Here is a 23,298-nt window from a genome sequence, read left to right on the forward strand (position 1 = left end):
CAACTAAGGAATCGTAATTATGGAAACCATTATCAACAAACTTTACGACCAACTGGATCTGACTCAAGAAGAGAGCCAGTCGTTGTTTGACACCATTATCAAAGGTGAGCTTGATCCAATCCTAATGTCAGCGGCTCTGACGGCTCTAAAGATCAAAGGCGAAACACCAGACGAGATCGCTGGCGCGGCAAAGGCACTACTTGCCAACGCGAACCCATTCCCTCGTCCTGATTATGACTTTGCCGATATCGTAGGCACAGGTGGCGACGGTGCCAACACCATCAACATCTCAACGACTGCTGCATTTGTGGCAGCAGCGTGTGGCCTGAAAGTCGCAAAACACGGTAACCGTGGCGTGTCGAGCAAATCTGGCTCTTCAGATCTACTGGACTCATTTGGTATCGACTTGGCTATGTCGGCGGAAGATACTCGTAGCGCCGTAGATGAAATTGGCGTTGCTTTCCTTTTTGCTCCGCAATATCACGGTGGTGTGCGCCATGCGATGCCAGTGCGTCAAACGATGAAAACTCGTACGCTCTTTAACATCTTAGGCCCTCTAATCAACCCAGCTCGCCCAAACATCGAATTGATGGGTGTTTATGATGCAAAACTGGTTCGTCCTATTGCAGAAACCATGCTACAAATGGGTATGAAGCGAGCTGCTGTAGTTCACGGTAGTGGCTTGGATGAGGTAGCTATTCATGGTGAAACTCTGGTAGCAGAAATCCAAGACGGCAAGATCACCGAATACACCCTAACACCAGCAGACTTTGGTTTGGATTCTTACCCGCTAGAAGCGATCAAAGGTGGTGAGCCGGAAGAAAACCGCGCCATCATTACCAACATGCTAACGGGCAAAGGCTCGGACGCGCAATTAGGCGCTGTAGCGGTAAACGTTGCTCTGCTAATGAAACTATTTGGTCATGAAGACCTCAAAGCTAACGCAGCACAAGCCATCGAAGCGATGAACTCAGGTAAAGCGTACGAGCTCGTTCAAAAACTGGCAGCACACGGCAAGTAACTCGGCGAATTAACAGGAAAAGACAATGGAAACAGTATTAGCAAAAATCGTCGATGATAAGAAGATTTGGGTTGAAGAGCGTAAGCAAGCTCAGCCACTAGAGAGCTTCAAAGCGGATCTCGTTCCATCAGACCGCAGCTTCTATGGTGCGCTCTCAACGGGCAAAACCGCGTTCATTTTAGAATGTAAAAAGGCATCACCATCAAAAGGCTTGATCCGTGAGGATTTTGACCTCGACTACATCGCCTCGGTTTACAACAATCACGCTAGCGCGATTTCTGTACTGACCGATGAAAAGTACTTCCAAGGAAACTTCGACTTCCTACCTCAAGTGCGCGGCCAAGTTAAGCAGCCAGTACTATGTAAAGACTTCATGATTGATACCTATCAAGTGTATCTAGCTCGTCATTACAACGCAGATGCTATCTTGCTGATGCTGTCAGTACTCAATGATGACGAATACCGTGAGCTTGCAGAAGTGGCAGAGTCTCTTGAGCTAGGCATTTTGACCGAGGTGAGCAACGAAGAAGAGCTAGAGCGCGCAATCGCGCTTGGCGCAAAGGTAGTCGGGATCAACAACCGCAACCTTCGCGACCTATCGGTTAACCTAGATCGCACCAAAGAGTTGGCACCGAAACTGCCTGAAGGCACCATCATCATTTCTGAGTCGGGTATCTATAACCACCAGCAGGTTCGTGACCTTTGTGCCTATGCAAATGGCTTCCTGATCGGTAGCTCGCTCATGGCAGAAGACAATCTTGAACTGGCAGTACGTAAAGTTCTACTGGGTGAAAACAAAGTGTGTGGTCTAACTCATGCTGACGACGCGGCGAAAGCTTATCAAGCGGGCGCAGTAAAAGGCGGACTGATCTTTGTTGAAAAATCGCCTCGCTTTGTTGATTCCGAATCGGCTCGCATGGTGATGAGCGGCGCACCTCTTGAGTTTGTGGGTGTGTTCCAAAACCACAACCCAGAGTTTGTTGCTAACACGGCTAACGAGCTAAAACTGTCAGCCGTACAGCTTCATGGCGACGAAGACCAAGCCTACATCGATACGCTGACCCCACTTCTAAATGATGACGTAAAAATCTGGAAGGCGCACGGCGTGACCGATGCTATTCCTGACCTCACTGCAATTAAAGCAGACCGTCACCTATTGGATGCCAAAGTTGGCGAGCAATCAGGCGGCACGGGGCAAAGCTTTGACTGGCAACTGTTAAACAACACAAGCGATGTGATGTTGGCAGGCGGCTTGTCTCCAGACAACATCAAGCAAGCCAGTACACTTGGCTGCATCGGACTAGACTTAAACTCAGGCGTTGAGTCAGCACCGGGTAAAAAAGACGCTGAGAAGTTAAACCAAGCGTTCGCGCTAATCCGAGACTACTAACGTCCAGATTAACGACACCCAATGAGTTAAGGTCATACACTAAGAATTATTAAAACTTGCTCGACAACGAATCATCGTTTGTAAAGGCTCGAGCAAGTGGATTATTGAGGAATTAACCATGTCTAAATTAGATGCCTACTTTGGTGAATACGGTGGACAGTTTGTACCACAGATCCTAGTGCCTGCACTGGATCAACTAGAGCAAGCCTTCATCGACGCTCAAGACGACGCTGAGTTCCGCTCAGAGTTCATGGAGCTATTGCAAGAATACGCTGGCCGCCCAACCGCGCTAACGCTGACTCGCAACCTAACAAAAGGCACCAAAACTAAGCTGTACCTAAAGCGTGAAGACCTCCTTCACGGCGGTGCGCACAAAACTAACCAAGTACTTGGTCAAGCACTGCTTGCTAAGCGCATGGGTAAAAAAAGAGATCATCGCCGAAACTGGCGCTGGTCAGCACGGCGTAGCAACCGCTCTTGCGTGTGCTCTACTTGACCTTAAGTGTCGCGTTTACATGGGTGCGAAAGACGTTGAACGTCAAAGCCCTAACGTATTCCGTATGCGTCTGATGGGTGCGGAAGTGATTCCTGTACACTCTGGCTCTTCAACACTTAAAGATGCATGTAACGAAGCGCTACGTGACTGGTCAGCAAGCTACGAAGACGCGCACTACCTACTGGGTACTGCGGCAGGTCCTCACCCATTCCCAACCATCGTGCGTGAGTTCCAACGCATGATTGGTGAAGAAACCAAAAACCAAGTACTGGCTCGTGAAGGCAAGCTTCCAGATGCCGTCATCGCTTGTGTAGGCGGCGGTTCTAACGCTATCGGTATGTTCGCAGACTTCATCGAAGAAGAATCAGTACGCCTAATTGGTGTCGAGCCAGCAGGCCTTGGTATTGATACTGATCAGCACGGTGCACCGCTTAAACACGGCACAACAGGTATCTTCTTTGGTATGAAGGCACCACTTATGCAAGACCCTAACGGTCAGATTGAAGAGTCTTACTCTGTTTCTGCAGGTCTAGACTTCCCATCAGTGGGCCCTCAGCATGCGCACCTTAACGCGATTGGTCGTGCAGAATACGGCGCAATTACCGATGACGAAGCATTGGATGCATTCCAAGAGCTAGCGAAGCATGAAGGTATCATCCCTGCGCTAGAGTCTTCTCACGCCCTAGCTTACGCGCTTAAAATGGCACGTGAAAACCCAGAAAAAGAGCAGCTTCTTGTCGTGAACCTATCAGGTCGCGGTGACAAAGATATCTTTACTGTACACGACATTCTAAAAGAAAAAGGAGTAATGTAATGAGCCTGAATCAAGATCGTTATAAAGAGATGTTCGCTCGTTTGGGCGAGAAGAATCAGGGCGCATTCGTTCCTTTCGTCACTATGGGTGATCCAAGCCCAGAGCTGTCGCTACAGATCATGGAAACCTTGATTGAGTCTGGTGCAGACGCACTGGAGCTAGGTATGCCGTTCTCAGATCCTCAAGCGGACGGTCCAACAATCCAAGGCGCTAATATCCGTGCGCTGGACGCAAAAACGACCCCTGCTATCTGCTTCGATATGCTCGCGAAGATTCGTGAAAAGTACCCAGAGACGCCTATTGGCCTGCTTATGTACGCTAACCTTGTTTACTCAAAGGGTGTCGATGCGTTTTATAAGCAATGTGCAGATGTCGGTGTGGATTCGGTGCTTATCGCAGACGTTCCAACCAACGAAAGCAAAGAGTTCGTAGAAGCAGCACACAAGCACGGTGTACACCCAATCTTCATCGCACCACCAACGGCAAGCGAAGAGACCATCGAGCAAGTTGCAAAACTTGGCGGCGGTTACACTTACCTGCTTTCTCGTGCGGGTGTAACGGGTACTGAAACCAAGGCAAACATGCCGATGAACACTCAGCTAGAAAAGCTGAACAAGTTCGATGCACCGCCTTCGTTGCTTGGCTTTGGTATTTCTGAACCAGAGCAAGTTAAGCAAGCTCTAGACGCAGGCGCTGCAGGCGCAATTTCAGGCTCAGCGGTTGTGAAAATCATCGAGAAAAATGTCGATGCACCAGAGACTATGCTGAATGAACTGTCTCAATTTGTTAAATCTATGAAGGCAGCGACACAGCGTTAATTACTGCTTTACTGCCCAAAAAGGTTGCACTTATCATGCAACCTTTTTTTTACATCTCAACCTCCCTAAAGCTCTAAATATCGATAGCCCTGCCCAAGATTTAACCACCAATAATTCACCCAACCAATAGCAAACGTTTGCTTTCGATTATTTGTTCACCATTTGCTCGGTTTTTTCGCGGTTTTTTGCATGATTTCGATTTCTTCTGTTGCGCCAAGTGCTAAATAAGTGTAAAAATTGCCACCGAAGATTAGTCTGATATTTTCCGTTCAAGTAAACGACTATTCTAGGATTTGACAAATAAATAGCACAGGAGTTAAGGAAGTGTTAAAAGAAAAGTTGATGCTAAATAATATTGGCGTCCAAGTTGTGATTGCAATGTTCCTCGGTACCCTTATCGGTGCCATGATGGGTGAATCTGCTTCTATGTTTGCTCCACTGGGTACCATCTTCATCAATCTTATCAAGATGTTGGTGATTCCTTTGGTTGCCGTTGCACTGATTTCTGGTGCTGCAGGTCTTGGCAACAGCAGTAACGCCGGTAAAGTTGGCGTGACTACGCTCGCTTACTTCGGTTTAACATCAGCACTTGCGGTTGCGCTTGCTCTGATCATGGGCGAGGTTTTCCAACCAGGTGTGAACATCGATACAGCCGGTATCGAAGGCATGTTCTCAGCTGAGTACGCTTCAAAAGGTGAACTACCCACTTTCTGGGCTACCGTCACTGGTATGATCCCAACTAACGTTTTCCAGTCGCTTAATGAAGCTAACATCCTCCAGATCCTAGTGTTCTGCCTGTTCTTCGGTATCGGTCTATCTAAGCTTGAGTCTACTCGTCGCGATCCACTTCTAAACGGTGTAAACGCGATCGTTGACGTCATGGTATGGATGATCAATAAGGTGATGATCATCGCACCTATCGGTGTATTCGGTCTTATGGCTGAGGCTGTGGGTACATTCGGCTTTGGCGCACTGATGGTTGTGTTCAAGCTGTTCGTTGTCTACATCGCCGCAATCCTTATCTTCGGTTTCGTTGGCTACCCACTGATGATTCAACTGTTCACTAAGACCTCTGCGAAGAAGTTCATTAGTGCGATGAAAAAGCCTCAAGCAGTTGCACTATCAACCGCTTCATCAATGGCAACACTACCAGTAACAATGGACACGGTAGAAAAAGAGCTAGGCGTTAAAAACTCAACGACATCATTCGTTCTGCCACTTGGTGCGACGATCAACATGTCTGGTAACGCGATCTACTACGGTCTGGTTGCTATCTTCTTTGCACAGCTGTTCAACATCGATCTTTCAATGGGCGCTTACATTGCTATCATCGTGACGTCTACCCTAGGCGCAGTTGGTCAAGCTGGTGTTCCTGGTCCTTCGTTCCTTGTTGTAGCAGTACTATTGGCGGCAGGTATTCCAATCGAAGGTCTACCACTACTGTTCGCTCTTGACCGTATCTTCGACATGATTCGTACAGCACTAAACATCACGGGTGATGCGGCTTGTGCAGTTATCGTTGACGCACTAGTTGAAGAAGAAGCAGCAGAAGAGCAAGCTGAGCTTCAAAAACAACAAGCATAATATAACGCTTTCAATATCAAAGGGCTGACACCAATCGGTGCAGCCCTTTTTTGTTGGCAATTGCTTTTCGAAGATAGTCGCTAGTTCAGTGACAGTGTGACACCCGAGTATTCGCGATAGCCTCGTAACATTACATGATAGGTCGTATTCGCTTCAGCGTTGATTGAGCACGTTTCAGCGTTACCGTTGCGATATGGTCGACAATCGTAGCTTGAAGTAGTCGGTTTACTGCCTTTCTGTACGTAGAGATCGGCATCTCCTGCACCACCTTCGATAGCAACCGTGACAGTTGCACTACTCTCAAGTTTGAAGGTGTAGTAGTCGGTACTGTTATATGCACCGCTAAGACCTGTAATTGATTGTCCAAGCTTGAGCTCATTGTCTGGTGTTGGCGTTGTTACTCCACAGCTCGCATCCACACCTACTTCAGTAAAGGCTTTTACAACATCGTCGCGGTTTAACGACAAATCATCTGCAGCTTTCGCCACACCGCAACCACCTTGATCAAAGGTACTGTTCGCTCCCCAATACATTTGGTTCGCCAGAGTAAACACCTGAAAACCCGATTTAATATCCCAGTTGTATTTGGTGCTTAGCAAATAAAACGCTCGATTGAAGACGCCACTCGAATAGTGAACATTAATGCCATCATAGTATTGCGAAGCATCATCAATGCTCTTACCGTCCTTCGAAGGTTGGTCAAAGTAACGAAGGCCACCATCGCCTTTGAAGATATCCGCACCCACAATCCAGTCGACGCTGCCACGCATGTAATACTCAGCCGCTTCACCCGCAATATCCGAGTAAGCTTCATTCATACCGCCTGACATGTCTTTGTAAACCAAACCTGAGTTCTGCTCGGTGAAGCCATGACTGACCTCATGGGCACTCACGTTTATATCCACCAATGGGTAGAAACGATTCTGTCCATCTCCGAAGGTCATTGACGATCCATTCCAGAACGCATTCTCGTAGTTACTTCCGTAATGAACGCGCATCGTTAACTGAAAGGTCAAAGGTGCCGTTTGCATCCAGTCTTGGAACATATCAAACACCACATTACCGAAGTACTGAGCATCGTTTATTGGCGAGTAGGCACCATTAACTGTCTTGTAATCGTTGTAGTTGGTTGAATCGTTACAGGTATAGCTGAACGCTGTCGAGCCTGAGGTCGCACCGTTAAGGTTGACTGTTTTTACGTTCTCATTCGACATCGTGCAGGTGTTACCCGACTTACTCATTAAAATAGACGGGAAGTCCTGTCCGAAGTAATACGCGCCAGTTTTACTGTTTCCACCGGGACCAGTTGCATGAGCGTGGTTAATGCCATCCCAAGAGTCCAAGATCGCCCCAGACTCTGCATCGACAAACATAAACGGTCGCTCTGGCGACTCACCTGCCACAAAAAAATTGACCAGATACACCATACGTGCAACTTGGTCCTCTCCGACTCTCACCATGAGTTTCGAATGGCGGTTTTCAATATCTGGTTTATCGCTAGTCACTGCGCTATGCAGTGTAAAATGATGACGCTCTGCAAGCTCTAACGCTTCATCGCTTGAGATGTTTGGTTTGACCACAGGTAAATCACTCGCTAGCCCTTGAGCCATCACACCATATACTTCAGAGATACCCTGCTCTCCTTTGGTCGATGTGATTGTTGCATCATAGACCGGCAATCCCTGATAGAGCTGCTGATATTTCACCTTGGTTTTACCATTTGGCAGGGTGACGCGTTTGATCTCTGTATAAGCATCGGCTTGAGGAACGATACTAAACTGCGCGTCGATAAGCGCTTGTGCCTTAGTCGCATCGGTCATTTCAACAAGCTCTGCTGCATTTACCGACATAGCCATGGCTATACTCGATGTTCCAATAAGCCACCTAGCTTGACGTGTTACATTGTTCATTCTGAAATCCTTGAATATTATTGATATGATTAATACTTATAATTCAATCAGTTAACACAGGTCCGATTGAAGTAAAAACATATGCAACATATCCGTAACAAACAAGAATAGAGCAAAAACTCAGTCATTAACATTTCGTAAACATTTACAGGCGCTATTCTATCAATAGCTGCTGCATTCTGGTGCAATTGACGTGCTAGATAATAGTAATAATGAAAACTGTGTTATTGCTTCCAGCCTCCTATTACCGTTTTATGCTGCGAGGACTTTTCGATACACTACAGCGATATTCTATAAAAAGGCTTAGCTCAACCAATGAAGCAACTACTCGACTTTATTCCCCTGATTATTTTCTTTGTCTTGTACAAAATGCAGGATATTTACGTGGCAACAGGGGCGCTTATCATAGCCACTGCCGTTCAAATAGGTGTGACCTACCTTCTATACAAGAAGGTAGAAAAAATGCAGCTCATTACGTTTGCTATGGTGGCAGTATTCGGCGGCATGACCATCTTCTTCCATGATGACAACTTCATTAAGTGGAAAGTCACCATTGTTTATGCGCTGTTCGCCATCGCACTCGCAGTGACTCATGCAATGGGGCGTGGCTTGATCAAAGGTATGTTAGGCAAAGAGCTAACCTTACCGGATAGTGTCTGGGCAAAAGTGAATTACGCATGGGTCGGCTTCTTCTCATTTTGCGCTGGTCTGAATATTTACGTCGCGTATTCATTGCCGCTTGATGTGTGGGTCAACTTCAAAGTGTTTGGGCTGCTCATCGCGACTCTACTTTTCACTGTCTTTACTGGTATTTACATCTATAAGCACATGCCAAAAGAGCAAGCCGACGAAGACAACATAAATGAGAACCAAGATCATACGTCTTGATCAGCGGCAGATCTTTTGTATACTCCGCGAAAGACTAAGAATCAGCGACCTACGGGTCGCTGTGCTGTTTCTGGAAAATTATAATCATGACAAATACAACATCGAACACTCCCAAAGGCCAACTAATCACTCGTACATTAGCGATGCCGGAAAACACCAATGCCAATGGTGATATTTTTGGTGGTTGGATCATGTCTCAGCTTGACCTTGCTGGCGGTATCCTTGCAAAAGAAATTTCACTTGGACGGATCGTTACCGTTTCTGTTTCAGGCATCACCTTTAAGCACCCGGTTAAAGTAGGTGACGTAGTGTGCTGCTATGGCGAATGTACTCGCATCGGCAATACATCAATGTCCATCAATCTGGATGTTTGGGTGAAACCAGTCAGCGTAGAAGGTGTTGGTGAGCGCTATCAGGTCTGTGAAGCCACCTTCAATTACGTTGCGATCGATGCAGATGGGCGTCCACGTCCAATTAATGCAAATTAAGCGACACCTAACGATGACTTTTCATCGAAAAAATGACATCTTAGTAGAACGAATTAAGTTACTATACCCAAGTAACCTCAAGATGCTGATTCAGCGAGATTTACTTGGGTTGCAGCCGCGGCGGCGAGTTGAATGCATAGTGGGTCTATGCTGAAACTCGCCAACAAAGGCTGCTTGCCAAGCAAACTCGCCCGAAGGGAGCGCTAGCTTTGGCTTATCTCAGCGTCAAATATCCTTGAAATGGACGCCCATTTCTGCAGATATTTTCCTTGATTTAAGCCAAAGCTAGTGCTCTGAACTCTGCATATTGAGGTCACTTGGGTATAAACTATTTGAAGGATACAAATATGTGGTACGTTATTTTTTCTCAAGATGTCGAGAACTCGCTAGAAAAGCGTCTGAGTGTACGCCCACAACACCTAGAAAGACTTCAAGCACTACGTGATGAAGGTCGTCTTCTGACCGCAGGTCCAATGCCCGCTATTGATAGTGAGAACCCAGGTGAAGCGGGTTTCACTGGCTCAACCGTAATCGCAGAGTTTGAATCGCTTGCAGCGGCTCAGGCTTGGGCTGATGCTGATCCATACATTGAAGCTGGCGTTTACGAAAATGTCATCGTCAAACCATTCAAGAAAGTACTTTAATAGCGATAAATAGCACAATGAAAAATAAACTAAGTTGGCTAGCAATTGCCGCACTCACGGTGCTGGCGGGTTGTTCGAGCACAGGTGAAGACGAGCGCCGTAAACTCGAACTTTTAGCGCAAAGTCGCGCTAGTGTGATTTCTTCTGGTCTGCCTATTGAGCAAGGCCCGCTGTCGATCATGAAAGCGTCAGCAAGCAAAGGCGTGGTTGAAATTATGATGCTCTACAATACTGATGCTAAAGGCGCTTTGTCATTAGATCAGCTTCTTCGCAACAGTATGAACTATTACTGTACAGACCGCGAAGTGAAAGCGAATCTCGATTTAGGGCTCGCTTACCGCATCATGATCCGCAACACGCGTGGTCAGTTGATGATAGATCAAATGGTGACTCAGCAGTACTGTAGTCAGCCGCTTCCTAACTAAAAGCGATAACTGGATAAAAGAGGCTTGCAGATGCAAGCCTCTTTTTCGTTTCTAACTCTTCATACCTGCTCAACTACAGTAAGCGTTCACGTAAATTTTTTGCCGCTTGCACTAGGTTAGTCAACGACGCTTCCGTTTCTTCCCAGTTACGGGTTTTAAGACCACAATCTGGATTCACCCAGAGTCTTTCTACTGGAATACGTTTTGCCGCCTTCTCAATAAGCTGCTCTATCCACTCCACTTTAGGAATGTTTGGTGAATGGATGTCATACACACCAGGACCAATCTCATTCGGATAGTTAAACTCTTCAAACGCGTTCAGTAGCTCCATGTTAGAGCGCGAGGTTTCGATGGTAATCACATCCGCATCCAGCTCAGCGACCGATTCAATAATCTCATTGAACTCGCTGTAACACATGTGAGTGTGGATCTGCGTTTCTGGTCGTGCACTCGCTGCAGAGACTTTGAACGCGTTCACTGCCCAATCGAGGTACTCTTTGTGATCTCGTTGTTTTAGAGGCAGACCCTCACGAATCGCTGGCTCATCAATCTGGATGATATTGATGTTTGCGTTTTGCAGTGCGTCCACTTCGTCTTGCAGCGCGAGTGCCAACTGGTTCGCAATCGTCTCTCGGGTGACATCTTCTCGAGGGAAGGTCCAGCAGAGAATCGTCACAGGACCTGTCAGCATGCCCTTCATTGGCTTATCAGTAAGAGACTGTGCATAAGTCGACCAATCAACCGTAATCGGCTTATCACGCTCAATATCTGCAACAACAATCGCTGGTTTCACGCAGCGTGAACCATAACTTTGTACCCAACCAAACTCCGTAGTTTGAAAGCCAGATAAGTTTTCAGCAAAGTACTCCACCATGTCGTTGCGCTCCGCTTCACCATGAACCAGAACATCAAGACCGGTAGCTTCTTGGCGCTCAACGGTATCTTTGATAAAGCCTTTCATTAATGACTCATATTCAGCGGCACCGATATCACCCCGCTTGAACGCAGCACGGCTCTTACGCACTTCAGCAGTCTGAGGGAACGAGCCAATAGTCGTCGTTGGCAGCTTAGGAAGTTTTAGCACCTCTTGTTGGTGATGAGCACGCTCAATGTAAGGGGCGCTGCGGTCGCCGCTCGTCGCAGTAAGTGCAGCCACTCGGTTTTGTACTTGCGGCTTGTTTACCCACGTAGAGCGAGCGCGGTCTAGAATTGGCTGACTATATTGGGCGCAGTATTCTATCGCTTCACGGTCACCATCTAGAGCTTTTGCTAGCCACGACACTTCCGATACTTTTTGCTTCGCAAACGAGAACCAGTTTTTCGTGCCTTCTGGAAGCTTAGTTTCATGCTCAACATTCACCGGGCTGTGAAGTAGTGAACAAGACGAAGCAACCCATAGCCTTTCACCCAACTGCTCCTTAATTGGCTTAAGTGTTTGCAGTGCGCTGTGCAGGTTAGCACGCCATACATTACGACCATTAATGATACCCGCAGACAACACCCACTCACTTGGTAGCTGTTCCACGACAGAATCTAGCTGTGCTGGCGCTGCAGCGATATCGATATGAAGACCATCGACGTCGAGCTCAGTAATTTTATCCAGTGAATCGACGACGGAATCAAAGTAGGTTGCCAGCAGTACTTTCACATCGCTGCGAATCACTTGATACGCGAGTTTGAAGCTATCTAGCCAGGCTTTGTCCAACTCCAATGCCAAGATAGGTTCATCAACCTGTACCCACTCGATGCCCAGTTTTTCAAACTTAGCGAAAATTGCTTGGTAGGCAGTAAGCAGTCTTGGAAGCAGTGACAAACGGTCGAACCCTTCTTCCACCTCTTTCCCGAGATACAAGTAGCTCAGTGGACCTAGTAGTACTGGTTTTACTTTGTGTCCTTGCTGCTGAGCCTCGTTAATTTCATCAAACAGCTGTGTCCAGCTCACTTTAAACTGATCATCAGACGAGAACTCAGGGACTATGTAGTGGTAGTTGGTGTTGAACCACTTCGTCATGTCCGACGCTGCTTCACCTGCACAGCCACAATTTGATTGGGACTGACCACGACCGATTCGGAACAGGGTATCTAGGTCCGGGAAACCCTTATTATGGCGTTTAGGCACGTGACCGAGTAACAAACTCGTACCTAATACATGGTCATACCAAGCAAAGTCCCCTGCTGTTACAAAGTCGAGACCATCTTGCTGTTGGCGTGCCCAGTTCTCGTTACGGATTGTCGCCGCAACTTCCTTTAAGCCGTTTTGGTCCAACTCACCGCGCCAGTATTTCTCTAGGGCGAACTTAAGCTCACGTTTTTCACCAATGCGGGGGTAACCAAGAATGTGCGTTGCTGTCATGATGTTGTCCTTTTTTATTCGTTAGCAGTCTGGATGGCTAAAGCATCTCTCAATGGAACAACATGAACAATCGCAATTCATTCACCATAAATATGAAGGATTCTCATGAAAGAAGAATTTCTCATTTAGACGTCTAGACGTTTACATATCCTAAAAATCACGGTAAGTTAATGAAAAGGGATTAAGGATGAGGGAATTTCATGATTGAGTTAAAGCACTTAAAAACGCTCGCGTCGCTGCGGGACACTGGTTCATTAACAGCAACGGCGACTTCATTACACTTGACGCAATCGGCGTTGTCGCACCAATTAAAAGATCTTGAAGCTCGTATCGGATCCCAACTTTTTATTCGCAAAACTCGTCCGGTGAAGTTTACTTCTGAGGGTGAGATCCTTCTTAACTTAGCCAATGAGGTTCTGCCTAGAATCGCTCAAGCAGAGGGCGATCTTGCGGGGTTAAAAGAGGATGTGAATGGCAGACTTCATATGGCGATAGACTGTCACTCATGTTTTCAATGGCTCATGCCTGCCCTTAAGGAATATCAACTCGCATGGCCCCATGTCGAACTCGACTTTTCTTCTGGTTTTGGGTTTGAACCGCTACCTGCGTTAGTCGGTGGTGAATTAGATCTCGTGATCACCTCAGACATCCAACCTCGCTCTGAAGTGCATTATGAACCTTTATTTGATTTCGAGATGCGATTGGTTACTTCCCTATCCCATCCATTAGCTGAAAAAGAATACATAGAGCCAAAGGACTTGGCGGACCAAACCTTACTCACCTACCCGGTTCAAAAGCAGCGTCTCGACGTGGTTAAACACTTTCTTACGCCAGCAGGAATTGAGCCCAACAGATGGAAACAGGCAGACAATACACTGATGCTGGTTCAGATGGTCTCCGCGGGTTTAGGGGGTTGCAGCGCTACCGAATTGGGCGGTGAATGAGTTTTCACGTCAGGGATTAATTACTAGTCGGCCGTTGGGTGATGGTTTGTGGCGACGCTTGTTCGCCGCGGTTCGCAATGGTGAAAAAGATAAGCACTATTTACAAGCGTTTTTTGGGACTGCGCGAGCACAGTGTCAGCAGCATTTGGAAGGGATTAAAGTCGCTTAAGGGAGGCGTTTTGGCTCCTCCCCTTGTAAGCGGGGCGCGTAGCCGGGAGGCCGGGATGGGTGGAAACGCAGAGCTTGAATCTAGTTTCAGACGCTAACTGTTAGTCCGCTTTACCCCCTCTAGCTCCCCCTATATTAGGGGGAGAACACAAGGCTAGCTCCTATCGTCGCATCGCCTATTAATATGCTGCGCGATAGCGAGCCTATGGCTCCTCCCATTGCTAAGGGGAGGCTGGGAGGGGTGGAAACGCAGAGATTGAATCTAGCTTCAATCGCTAACTGTTGGTCCGCTTTACCCCTTCTAACTCCCCCTTATCAAGGGGGAGAACACAAGGCTAGCTCCTATCGTCGCATCGCCTTTTAATATGCTGCGCGATAGCGAGCACTGGCTCCTCCCCTTACTAAGGGGAAGCTGGGAGGGGTGAAACGCGGAGGCTGAATCTAGCTTCAGACGCTAACTGTTAGTCCGCTTTACCCCCTCTAGCTCCCCCTATATTAGGGGGAGAACACAAGGCTAGCTCCTATCGTCGCATCGCCTTTTAATATGCTGCGCGATAGCGAGCACTGGCTCCTCCCCTTACTAAGGGGAGGCTGGGAGGGGTGAAACGCGGAGGCTTAATCTAGCTTCAGGCGCTAACTATTAGTCCGCTTTACCCCCTCTAACTCCCCCTTATCAAGGGGGAGAACACAAGGCTAGTTCCCACCTTCGCATCGCCAAACTACGGACTCACAACCCCAAAACAAACCAACACCTCTGGCTCTTCCGGACTATTCTTGTAAACCACTTCTTTCGTACTCTCTACCTCAAACTCTGGCCAGTGACTCGTAAAGTGCGAGAACGCATTCTCACTACACCCAGCACCTTCAGCACCAAGCATAAATGCGCCTTCCGCCTCGATTTGCTCTGCAGAGATGTTGCGATTGTAGATATTCGGCAGCGTCTCATTATCCCAAGGGTTGGTCACCATAGGGTGAGGCGCGATATAGAAGGTCAGCCATTCCGCCAAACCAGAACCCCCAACCAACTTCAAAGGCTTATCAGAGTGCTCATACCAATACTGCTCAGCTTCATGACTTAATTTCTTAAAGCCCGAGAAATACTGACCCGCATTCCGCACGTTAAACACCATCACCGAGCTATACCCGACGATCATCAAAAGCCCCATGAAGAACAGAACCTTGAAAGCGCGAGACAGCGAGCCAATCACCTCTTTCTTTAAAAACGCCACCAGTACGGCTGGCGCTGGCATAAAGAACGGGTGAAGCCACTCTACTAGTCGACCACCAGCATGGAACGAAAACCAAGCCATAATCACGACAAGGGGTGCAAACAAAACAAAAGCCGTTAGCCACACCTTCTCTGGCACTTGTTTCGTAAAGCGCAAACCACGTTTGCCCAATAGCCCAGCCAAAAGAATCAGCGGATAGAATACCGAAAGCAACGCTAACCAACTTCCCGGGCTAAGCTGAGCCGCGACTTGGCTCCCTACCCACTTCACCGAAGAAAAGTTGTTTGCGAACATCCAAAAGAAGTTCGGAGTCACCAAAGCAAGGAATGCGACAATCCCAATATAGAAATTACGGTCACGCCAAAAACGACGAACGCTCGGTACAGTCAGGCTTAAGATAAAGACCATGGCTACGGGTGCAAACGTCGAGTACTTCGCCATGGCAGATAAGCCCGCCAAGACACCAAACGCAATCCACCACCTTGAGTCGTCATACACTGCTTTGACAAACAGCAGCAAGATCCAAGACCAAGAGCCAAACAACAAAAAGTTGTCGTTATAAGGAATCGCATCAAAGTTGATAACACCAGACAAGTTAAGCGTCAGCATTCCAAGCCAGGCAAACGCGACGGAGTCTGTCAGCTTGTAAGCCAGGCGATAGCAGCCAAGCATGCCCGCTGCGACAACGAAGAAGTGTCCAACATACCAATGCGCAGAAGAAAACTCAGGCGAAGGTGACAACAAAAGGATGCGAGCCACAACCCCAACCAACCAAGGGTTCTTTGGACTACCCAACTCACCGTTGCTTGCCCAGTTCAATGCCTCGATAGCATCGTAAGGCACAGCAGGATCGAGATTATAGGACACCAACGACCACGCGATTGCGTAGACGAAACACCAGATGGCGGCCGCTCGATGTGAGCGTGCAACATCATTCGTTGACGTTGGATATTGATCAAAGTGAAGAATGGTAGACAGCATAGACTCCCTTGGACTCGGTCAATTTCAGGGGGTTTGGCGGCAAACTCTACTGAGGTTAAGCGGTGCAGAAAAGACCGCTACGTCAATTCTCTGTAAAATCCCAAATAATTCATAAGCTTGAATTATTAGCGCCAATATAGAAAGAAATAGTCTATATATTTAATCCGTCAAGGGGTGTAATGCTTTGTATTGAAAGTGGGGAGTTTGAAGGAGTTCGAGGGAGATGTGCCCCTCGAACTAGACAATCACTTATCGTTTTAGATAGTGCTTGTATGAATAAGTATTCGGTTTGAAGTAGAGTTTGGTGTACTCAAATATGCTGCCGTCTTTCAGCTTACCCGTCGAGAGCAATCGAATGATCGGCACATCAGAAGGTATTTCAAATACCTCGCATAAATGGCTATCTGGCATCACCGCTTCAAAATCTTGTAGCGCGCCGTCGATCTGTAGGCCGAGATCTTTTTCAAGATACTGATACTTAGAACCTTGTAGCGACATGATGTTCATTTGTGGGAACATCGCAACCGGCATATAGGAGTCTTCATAAATGGATGGTACACCATTAATCAGCTTAAAGCGGCGAATGAAATAGACCTTCTCATCCATACCAATCTTTAGCGCAGCAGCCACATCTTCATCAGGATCTGCTAGGGTAAACTCGACCACCTTATACTCAAGCGTCGACCCTGCATCACTCATATATTCACTGGTACTGCGTAGGTTCGACATAGAACCTGTCATGGTTTTGCCGATAATTGTCGAGCCTGCGCCCTGACGTTTTTCGACCAAGCCGAGCTTAACCAATTCTTCAATGGCTTTTCGTACCGTAATGCGACTCACGGAATACGCATCGATAAGGTCTCGCTCGGTAGGAAGCGTGTCGCCAATGGCAAACTCTTCCGAATCAATGCGGGACTTAAGGTCCTGCATTACCTTTTTATATAACATTTTCTCACCTCGTAGCTGCCAAGCTATCACCACCATAAATACAAATCAATAACCAATTAAGCCATATCCGTCACAACTTCCTCACCACAGACTAGAAACATCCTATATAGGTGTCTTTTTTTATGCCTCAAATCACATATTTGGTGCTTTATTTGTACTCAATCACACTTTATTCATTATATATTTGTCATGCTTATTTTTCAGGCGTAATGTTAATGGTGTCGAAAGACAACGAGAAACAAAAAGTTATTACATCAATAAATAACAACACTAATAACAAAAAGGACCCTTCCATGTTAAGTGCTATCCAACGCTTAGGTGGAGCAATGTTTACCCCAGTTTTGCTGTTCCCTTTTGTCGGGATTTTAGTGGGACTAACCATTGTTCTAAAAAACCCCATCTTTGTAGGCGACCTCGCCGATAAAGACGGTCTGTACTATCAAATTCTGCAAGTCATTGAAGAAGGTGGCTGGACTATCTTCCGTAACATGGCTCTTCTGTTTGCAGTTGGCCTGCCAATCGGTCTTGCAAAAACCGCTCACGCTCGAGCAGTTATGGTCGTCATGGTCTCTTATCTCACCTTCAACTACTTTGTCGGCGCAATGGGTGGATTCTGGGGCGAGTTCTTTGGCGTTGACTTCTCTCAAGCCATTGGCGGCACGTCTGGACTGACTGAAATTGCAGGTATTAAGACACTAGATACCGGTATCTTTGGTGCCATCATTATCTCTGGCTTTGTTACCTGGATTCATAACCGCACGTTTGAAAAACAGCTACCCGCGTACTTAGGTATTTTCCAAGGTGCTTCATTCGTCGCGATGATCTCATTCTTCGCAATGCTACCAGCGGCTTGGCTTACGCTTTACATCTGGCCTTCTATCCAGCATGGCATCTTAAACCTACAAGGCTTCTTAGTAAGCTCAGGTTCATTCGGTGTTTGGCTATACACATTCTTAGAACGAATTTTGATTCCAACAGGTCTGCACCACTTTGTTTACGCCCCATTTGTCTACGGTAACGTCGCTACACCAAACGGCATCGTTGTTGACTGGTTTACTAACCTAGAGACCTTTACTCAATCTGCCCAATCGATGAAAGATCTCTTCCCTGCTGGCGGCTTCGCTCTGCACGGCAACTCTAAGATCTTCGGCTGTACAGGTATTGCACTAGCGATGTACCACACAGCGAAACCTGAAAACCGTAAAAAAGTAGCAGCGCTGCTTATTCCAGCAACCCTTACTGCGGTATTGGTGGGTATTACAGAACCACTAGAGTTTACCTTCCTATTCATTGCACCTTGGCTGTTTGCTATCCATGCGATTCTAGCAGGTACCATGGCAATGGTGATGTATACCTTCGGCGTTGTCGGCAACATGGGTGGCGGTCTGATTGAGTTCGCAACCGGCAACTGGATTCCACTGCTTGGCAACCACACCAGCATGGTCATTACACAAATTGCTATCGGTCTATGTTTCACAGCCATCTACTACGTGACCTTCAAGTACCTTATTGTCAAGTTCGACGTGCCAATCGCTGGTCGTGGCGAGGCTGAAGTGAAGCTGCATACCAAGAAAGACTTCAATGAAAAACACGGTATTACGGGTAAAGGCGCGGCGGCAGGTGCAACACCTCTACAAATCCAAGCCGTAGAGACAATTGAAGGCTTGGGCGGTGTACACAACATCGAAGACCTAAGTAACTGCGCAACAAGACTTCGCGTCACGGTCAAAGACCCAAGCAAAGTGATGTCTGCAGAGTACTTTATGGAAACCGGCGCCGTGAACATCGTGAAAAATGGCAAAGCGATTCAAGTGATTATCGGTCTGAATGTCCCACAACTTAGAGAAGAGTGCGAAAAGATCTACAGCGCTTCAAAGACCGTGGACATGACACTCAGTCCAGCAACCTAAACAACTCCACAACTAACAACGTTTTTAATAATAAAGGGCGGAAAGTTTGCCGCCCTAGTCCAAGTGAGGCATATCATGAAACAAGAATTCTCAGTAGTTATCGCAGGCGGCGGCTCAACTTTCACTCCAGGTATCGTAATGATGCTGCTTGAAAACCAAGAGCGTTTTCCAATCCGCAAGCTGAAATTCTATGACAACTTTGCTCAGCGCCAAGAAACCATCGCTGAAGCATGCAGAATCTTACTGAAAGAACGCGCTCCTCATATCGAGTTCTCTTACACCACTGACCCAGAAGAAGCATTCACTGACATCGACTTCTGTATGGCACACATTCGCGCAGGTCTTTATGCAATGCGTGAGCAAGATGAGAAAATCCCTCTACGCCACGGCTGTGTAGGTCAAGAAACCTGTGGCGCGGGTGGTGTGGCTTACGGTCTTCGTTCAATCCCTGCTGTGATCGAAATGATCGACTACATGGAAAAATACTCTCCAAACGCATGGATGCTGAACTACTCTAACCCAGCCGCTATCGTTGCTGAAGCGTGCCGCGTGATGCGTCCAAACTCTAAAGTACTGAACATCTGTGACATGCCAATTGGCATTGAGACTCGCATCGCTGAGATCCTTGGTTACGACGATCGCAAACAGTTCGACATCATGTACTACGGCCTAAACCACTTCGGTTGGTGGAAAGAGTTTAAAGATGCGAAAACGGGAGAAGACCTAATGCCACGCATCAAAGAGTACATCAAAGAGAACGGCTACCTACCACCAAGCGCGATGAATGGTGCTCAGCATACTGATGAGTCTTGGAAAGAAACCTTTATCAAGGTTCGCGATGTATACGCACTCGACCCAGAAACCATTCCAAACACGTACCTCAAGTACTACATGTACCCAGACTATGTGGTTGAGCACTCAAACAAAGAGTTCACCCGCGCGAACGAAGTCATGGAAGGTCGTGAAAAAGAAGTATTCACTGAGTGTCACCGCATTATCGCAGCAGGTACAGCCGTGGATACCACTATCGAAGTGGAAGAGCACGCCTCTTACATTGTTGACCTAGCCACTGCTATCGCCTTCAACACCAAAGAGCGCATGCTGCTTATCGTTCCAAACAACGGCGCTATCAGTAACTTCGACCCAACAGCCATGGTAGAAATCCCATGTATCGTTGACAACACAGGTGCGAAACCACTGCAAATCGGCGCGATCCCTGAGTTCCAAAAAGGCATGATGAGCCAACAAGTTTCGGTGGAGAAGCTGGTTGTGGAAGCACACGTAGAAGGCTCTTACCAAAAACTTTGGCAAGCACTGACTCTATCAGCAACCATTCCAAGCGCGACCGTTGCAAAAGCGATTTTGAATGACCTGATTGAAGCGAATAAAGAGTATTGGGTTGAAATGAAGTAATTGGTGTTTAGCCAACTTCACTAACAAACCAACTTATACTCATCGTCACCCCTGCGCAGGCAGGGGTCTTCTTTAAGCGCGCACCAAGCCTGAGTAGATTCCTGCCTGCGCAGGAATGACGGCGTGGGTAGTTCTGGTGTCCTAAAAGAGTCGTCACCCCACTAGCCGTGCGCCTGCCCACGCAGGGGTCTTCTATACGCGTGCACCAAGCCATGATTAGATTCCTGCCTGCGCAGGAATGACGGTGTTGATGGTTCTGTTGTCCTAAAAGAGTCGTCACCCCACTAGCCGTGCGCCTGCTCACGCAGGGGCTTCTGTAAGCGCGCACCAAGCCTTAAGTAGATTCCTGCCTACGCAGGAATGACGGAGGTTTTTAGTGTTATCGCAATCAAAATAGTCGTCACCCCTGCGTAGGCAGGGGTCTTCTACAAGCGTGCACCAGGCCTCAAGCAGATTCCTGTCTACACAGGAATGACGGTGTTAGTGGTTCTAACCCCAAACGACCAATTATTTGGGCATTTTACGGAGCAACATCCATGTTGAGTATTACCACACTCGGCTACATCGCAGCGCTGTGCACAACGTGTTCCTTTGTCCCACAAGTGCTGCACATTCTTAAAACCCGTGATACACAATCGATATCACTTGCCATGTATTCCATCTTTGTCACCGGAGTCGCCCTTTGGTTAATCTATGGTCTGCTGGTTGTCGACTTGCCTATCATCATTGCCAATGCGATTACTCTGATACTTGCGTCAATCATACTGATACTCAAAATCAAAGATGTCACCACCAGCAAACTAAACCGCCTCCCCAAGCCCGCGCTTGATAAAGCGTGACCTCCAAGCCAAGCACCCCCAGCTTGGCTTTTTTCATTCTCAAACTCTTGAACTGTACAACAGTTTGTATAGGTGTCATGGCGCTATAGTTTCTGCAATTCAAACACTTATAAAAAACAAGGATACGTCATGTTGTCTTATTCTCTTCGTACCTCAATCATAGCGATCTCTATCGCCGCCTCCAGTAGTGCCATCGCATCTCAAGAAGCGCCCGTGACACCAGAAAATACCTTTCCAAGCACACAAGCGTGGCTCACACACGCAAAACAAGGGCTCGCTCCCTACTGGATGCATGAAGCCGCGCAAGGTGTGCCAGTCGGCAACTTTCCAACATTTCGCTGCGATAACGGAGAGCTATTAGACGTATCAAATGTCTGTCCAGAGCTGCAACACGGCTGGATCACCCCTCACTTTGGGCGCGAATACACACGCATGAAATCACGCCAGACGTACGCTTATGGTGTTCTATTTCACCTTACTGGCGATGTTAAAGCACTCGAACTTGCCAAAGACGGGGCTTATTACCTCATCGAGCAACTTCAAGACACCGAGAACGGTGGGTTTATCTCGTTTACCGAAGACGATAAGCCGGGTCTAAAGTGGACGCAACGCACCTCTCAAGACCAAGCTTACGCCCTTGTGGGTCTTGCAATGTACTACTACCTAACCCGCGATCCTAAGGTAGAAAAAGCACTCATCGAGCAGCAAGCATTCATCTTTGATAAATACAAACTCAACAACGACGTCGGCTTAGCCTGGGTATTGGAAGATGGTGATGAGCAAAGCGCCAAGCAACACGAACTCGTCGCACAGCTTGATCAAATCAATGGCTACATGCTCCTTGTCGCTCCCCTACTCCCTGAGCCCCACAAAACCAAGTGGCTAGCGGATCTCGAGTGGCTAACGCAAATCTTGGTCAATGATTACCACTCTGATGATGAGCAGCGATTCTACGGAGCCATTCACCACAAAGCTGTCATGCAGCCTAACGCTAAACACAATGACTTCGGTCATACGATTAAAGCGTACTGGATGACATACCTCACCGCTCAGCTACTCGATAAACCAGACTGGGAAACCTTCGCTAAACAAGGCATGGAAGTGACGCTAGAAAGAGCCCAATACAACATGCCATTTGAATATGTCGCCGATTACTTCCCGAAAGAGCAGCAAGCAGCGTTAAAAGGAACCACCATCCCAACATGGCAAAGCAGACCTAACAGTGGTGGTGCCTCTTCATGGGAGTGGGCGGAGCTTGACCAAGCGGCTATGACGCTCTCTATGGGTGCCGGAAAAGTCAAAGCGCCACTTGGTTATACCACCACGGGCTTTATGGATGTGTGGGTTGACCATAAGTATGGTGGTGTGGGTCTAAACCCTAAATCGACCAAAGCATTTCATTGGGGAAATGGTTATCACCAATTTGAACACGCGCTCATTGGCACGTTGGCATCCGGTTCACTCAATCACAATCCAGTGACCCTTTATTACGCGGTTAACGATGAGTCACAACCGAGCTTCACGCCATACTATTACCAAGGCAAAGTGAACAAGACTACATCGCTCAATAATGGCAAGGTTCAGGCGGTGAGCTTCAGTGACATCACACCTTAGCTTTTACAAAAAAAGAGCTGAAGTCATGTAAATAAGTTAAGAAAATCGAAGAAACGGGCAGGAATCACTTGGTTTCAAAGGCATAACCTGCGACAATCCGCCCGTTATTCACCCTTGATTACAGATGGTCAATTATGCAAATCTTAGTACGCAACCTATCTCGCGAAACCACAGAGCACGATGTACGTCTTCAGTTCCGTGAGTACGGTCGAGTTACCGAATGCACACTAGTACTAGACAAAGAGACAGGAAAGTCTAAGGGCTTCGCGTTTGTAACCATGCCAGACGCAGAAGAAGCAAAGGTAGCAATTAAAGAGCTAAACCTAACCATGTTTGGTGGCAGCAAGATCCGCGTTAAGTTCGCCGGTCACTAATCTTCCAGATCAAGTTGCCTAATATGGCTAGCGAGATCGCTTAGTCA

At 47.4% G+C, this 23,298-nt stretch carries 17 protein-coding genes and 2 pseudogenes; 15 read left to right on the top strand and 4 right to left on the bottom strand.

Going from position 1 to position 23,298, the window contains the following annotated elements; genetic code table 11:
• Positions 1 to 19: 19 nt before the first annotated feature.
• The 5 genes and pseudogenes from trpD (at position 20) to AC6I8Y_RS10570 (ending at position 6,123) form a co-directional block, all read left to right on the top strand.
• Positions 20 to 1,021: an anthranilate phosphoribosyltransferase gene (gene trpD / locus AC6I8Y_RS10550; protein WP_498020147.1), complete on the top strand. Its 1,002-nt coding sequence runs from the start codon at positions 20 to 22 to the stop codon at positions 1,019 to 1,021.
• A gap of 25 nt (positions 1,022 to 1,046) precedes the next feature.
• Entirely contained in the window at positions 1,047 to 2,411 is a 1,365-nt protein-coding gene (gene trpCF, locus AC6I8Y_RS10555; RefSeq protein ID WP_498020148.1) for a bifunctional indole-3-glycerol-phosphate synthase TrpC/phosphoribosylanthranilate isomerase TrpF, read from the top strand.
• 118 nt (positions 2,412 to 2,529) lie between these two features.
• Positions 2,530 to 3,721 (top strand): annotated as a pseudogene (gene trpB, locus AC6I8Y_RS10560) (tryptophan synthase subunit beta).
• Positions 3,721 to 4,539: a tryptophan synthase subunit alpha gene (trpA, locus tag AC6I8Y_RS10565; RefSeq protein WP_252011828.1), complete on the top strand. Its 819-nt coding sequence runs from the start codon at positions 3,721 to 3,723 to the stop codon at positions 4,537 to 4,539. The pseudogene trpB and the gene trpA overlap by 1 nt, the downstream one beginning before the upstream one ends.
• Positions 4,540 to 4,881: 342 nt before the next feature.
• Positions 4,882 to 6,123, top strand: a complete 1,242-nt coding sequence (locus tag AC6I8Y_RS10570; RefSeq protein WP_498020149.1) for a dicarboxylate/amino acid:cation symporter — start codon at positions 4,882 to 4,884, stop codon at positions 6,121 to 6,123.
• A gap of 80 nt (positions 6,124 to 6,203) precedes the next feature.
• Here the strand turns inward: AC6I8Y_RS10570 and AC6I8Y_RS10575 are convergent, their stop codons facing one another.
• A complete protein-coding gene (locus AC6I8Y_RS10575; RefSeq protein WP_498020150.1) occupies positions 6,204 to 8,033 on the bottom strand; it encodes a M4 family metallopeptidase in 1,830 nt (609 codons plus the stop codon).
• Between the two features lie 315 nt (positions 8,034 to 8,348).
• Between AC6I8Y_RS10575 and AC6I8Y_RS10580 the strand changes: the two genes are divergently transcribed.
• The 4 genes from AC6I8Y_RS10580 (at position 8,349) to AC6I8Y_RS10595 (ending at position 10,478) form a co-directional block, all read left to right on the top strand.
• On the top strand, positions 8,349 to 8,921 hold the full coding sequence (locus AC6I8Y_RS10580; protein ID WP_498020151.1) for a septation protein A: 573 nt from the start codon (positions 8,349 to 8,351) through the stop codon (positions 8,919 to 8,921).
• A gap of 86 nt (positions 8,922 to 9,007) precedes the next feature.
• A complete protein-coding gene (yciA, locus tag AC6I8Y_RS10585) occupies positions 9,008 to 9,409 on the top strand; it encodes an acyl-CoA thioester hydrolase YciA (protein ID WP_498020152.1) in 402 nt (133 codons plus the stop codon).
• A 347-nt stretch (positions 9,410 to 9,756) separates the two neighbouring features.
• A complete protein-coding gene (locus AC6I8Y_RS10590; protein WP_234495630.1) occupies positions 9,757 to 10,053 on the top strand; it encodes a YciI family protein in 297 nt (98 codons plus the stop codon).
• Between the two features lie 17 nt (positions 10,054 to 10,070).
• Entirely contained in the window at positions 10,071 to 10,478 is a 408-nt protein-coding gene (locus tag AC6I8Y_RS10595; RefSeq protein ID WP_252011817.1) for a GspS/AspS pilotin family protein, read from the top strand.
• Between the two features lie 73 nt (positions 10,479 to 10,551).
• On the opposite strand, the gene metE is transcribed toward AC6I8Y_RS10595, so the two are convergent.
• Entirely contained in the window at positions 10,552 to 12,831 is a 2,280-nt protein-coding gene (metE, locus tag AC6I8Y_RS10600; protein ID WP_498020153.1) for a 5-methyltetrahydropteroyltriglutamate--homocysteine S-methyltransferase, read from the bottom strand.
• A gap of 200 nt (positions 12,832 to 13,031) precedes the next feature.
• On the opposite strand from metE, the pseudogene metR reads away from it, so the two are divergent.
• Positions 13,032 to 13,944: pseudogene (metR, locus tag AC6I8Y_RS10605) on the top strand (HTH-type transcriptional regulator MetR).
• 718 nt (positions 13,945 to 14,662) lie between these two features.
• Here the strand turns inward: metR and AC6I8Y_RS10610 are convergent.
• Positions 14,663 to 16,153 carry an ArnT family glycosyltransferase gene (locus AC6I8Y_RS10610; RefSeq protein ID WP_498020154.1) on the bottom strand — a complete coding sequence of 497 codons (1,491 nt, stop codon included), beginning with the start codon at positions 16,151 to 16,153 and terminating at the stop codon, positions 14,663 to 14,665.
• 249 nt (positions 16,154 to 16,402) lie between these two features.
• Complete coding sequence (locus AC6I8Y_RS10615) at positions 16,403 to 17,101, bottom strand: GntR family transcriptional regulator (RefSeq protein ID WP_234495624.1); 699 nt, start codon at positions 17,099 to 17,101, stop codon at positions 16,403 to 16,405.
• Between the two features lie 293 nt (positions 17,102 to 17,394).
• On the opposite strand from AC6I8Y_RS10615, the gene AC6I8Y_RS10620 reads away from it, so the two are divergent.
• The 5 genes from AC6I8Y_RS10620 (at position 17,395) to AC6I8Y_RS10640 (ending at position 23,251) form a co-directional block, all read left to right on the top strand.
• On the top strand, positions 17,395 to 19,011 hold the full coding sequence (locus tag AC6I8Y_RS10620; protein ID WP_498020155.1) for an alpha-glucoside-specific PTS transporter subunit IIBC: 1,617 nt from the start codon (positions 17,395 to 17,397) through the stop codon (positions 19,009 to 19,011).
• Between the two features lie 75 nt (positions 19,012 to 19,086).
• Positions 19,087 to 20,424, top strand: a complete 1,338-nt coding sequence (locus tag AC6I8Y_RS10625) for a 6-phospho-alpha-glucosidase (RefSeq protein ID WP_498020156.1) — start codon at positions 19,087 to 19,089, stop codon at positions 20,422 to 20,424.
• A gap of 536 nt (positions 20,425 to 20,960) precedes the next feature.
• On the top strand, positions 20,961 to 21,263 hold the full coding sequence (locus tag AC6I8Y_RS10630; RefSeq protein ID WP_498020157.1) for a SemiSWEET transporter: 303 nt from the start codon (positions 20,961 to 20,963) through the stop codon (positions 21,261 to 21,263).
• A gap of 129 nt (positions 21,264 to 21,392) precedes the next feature.
• On the top strand, positions 21,393 to 22,877 hold the full coding sequence (locus AC6I8Y_RS10635; protein WP_498020158.1) for an AGE family epimerase/isomerase: 1,485 nt from the start codon (positions 21,393 to 21,395) through the stop codon (positions 22,875 to 22,877).
• Between the two features lie 134 nt (positions 22,878 to 23,011).
• A complete protein-coding gene (locus AC6I8Y_RS10640; RefSeq protein WP_042472161.1) occupies positions 23,012 to 23,251 on the top strand; it encodes an RNA recognition motif domain-containing protein in 240 nt (79 codons plus the stop codon).
• Positions 23,252 to 23,298 lie beyond the last annotated feature (47 nt).

The organism is Vibrio sp. KUL78 (assembly GCF_059725505.1).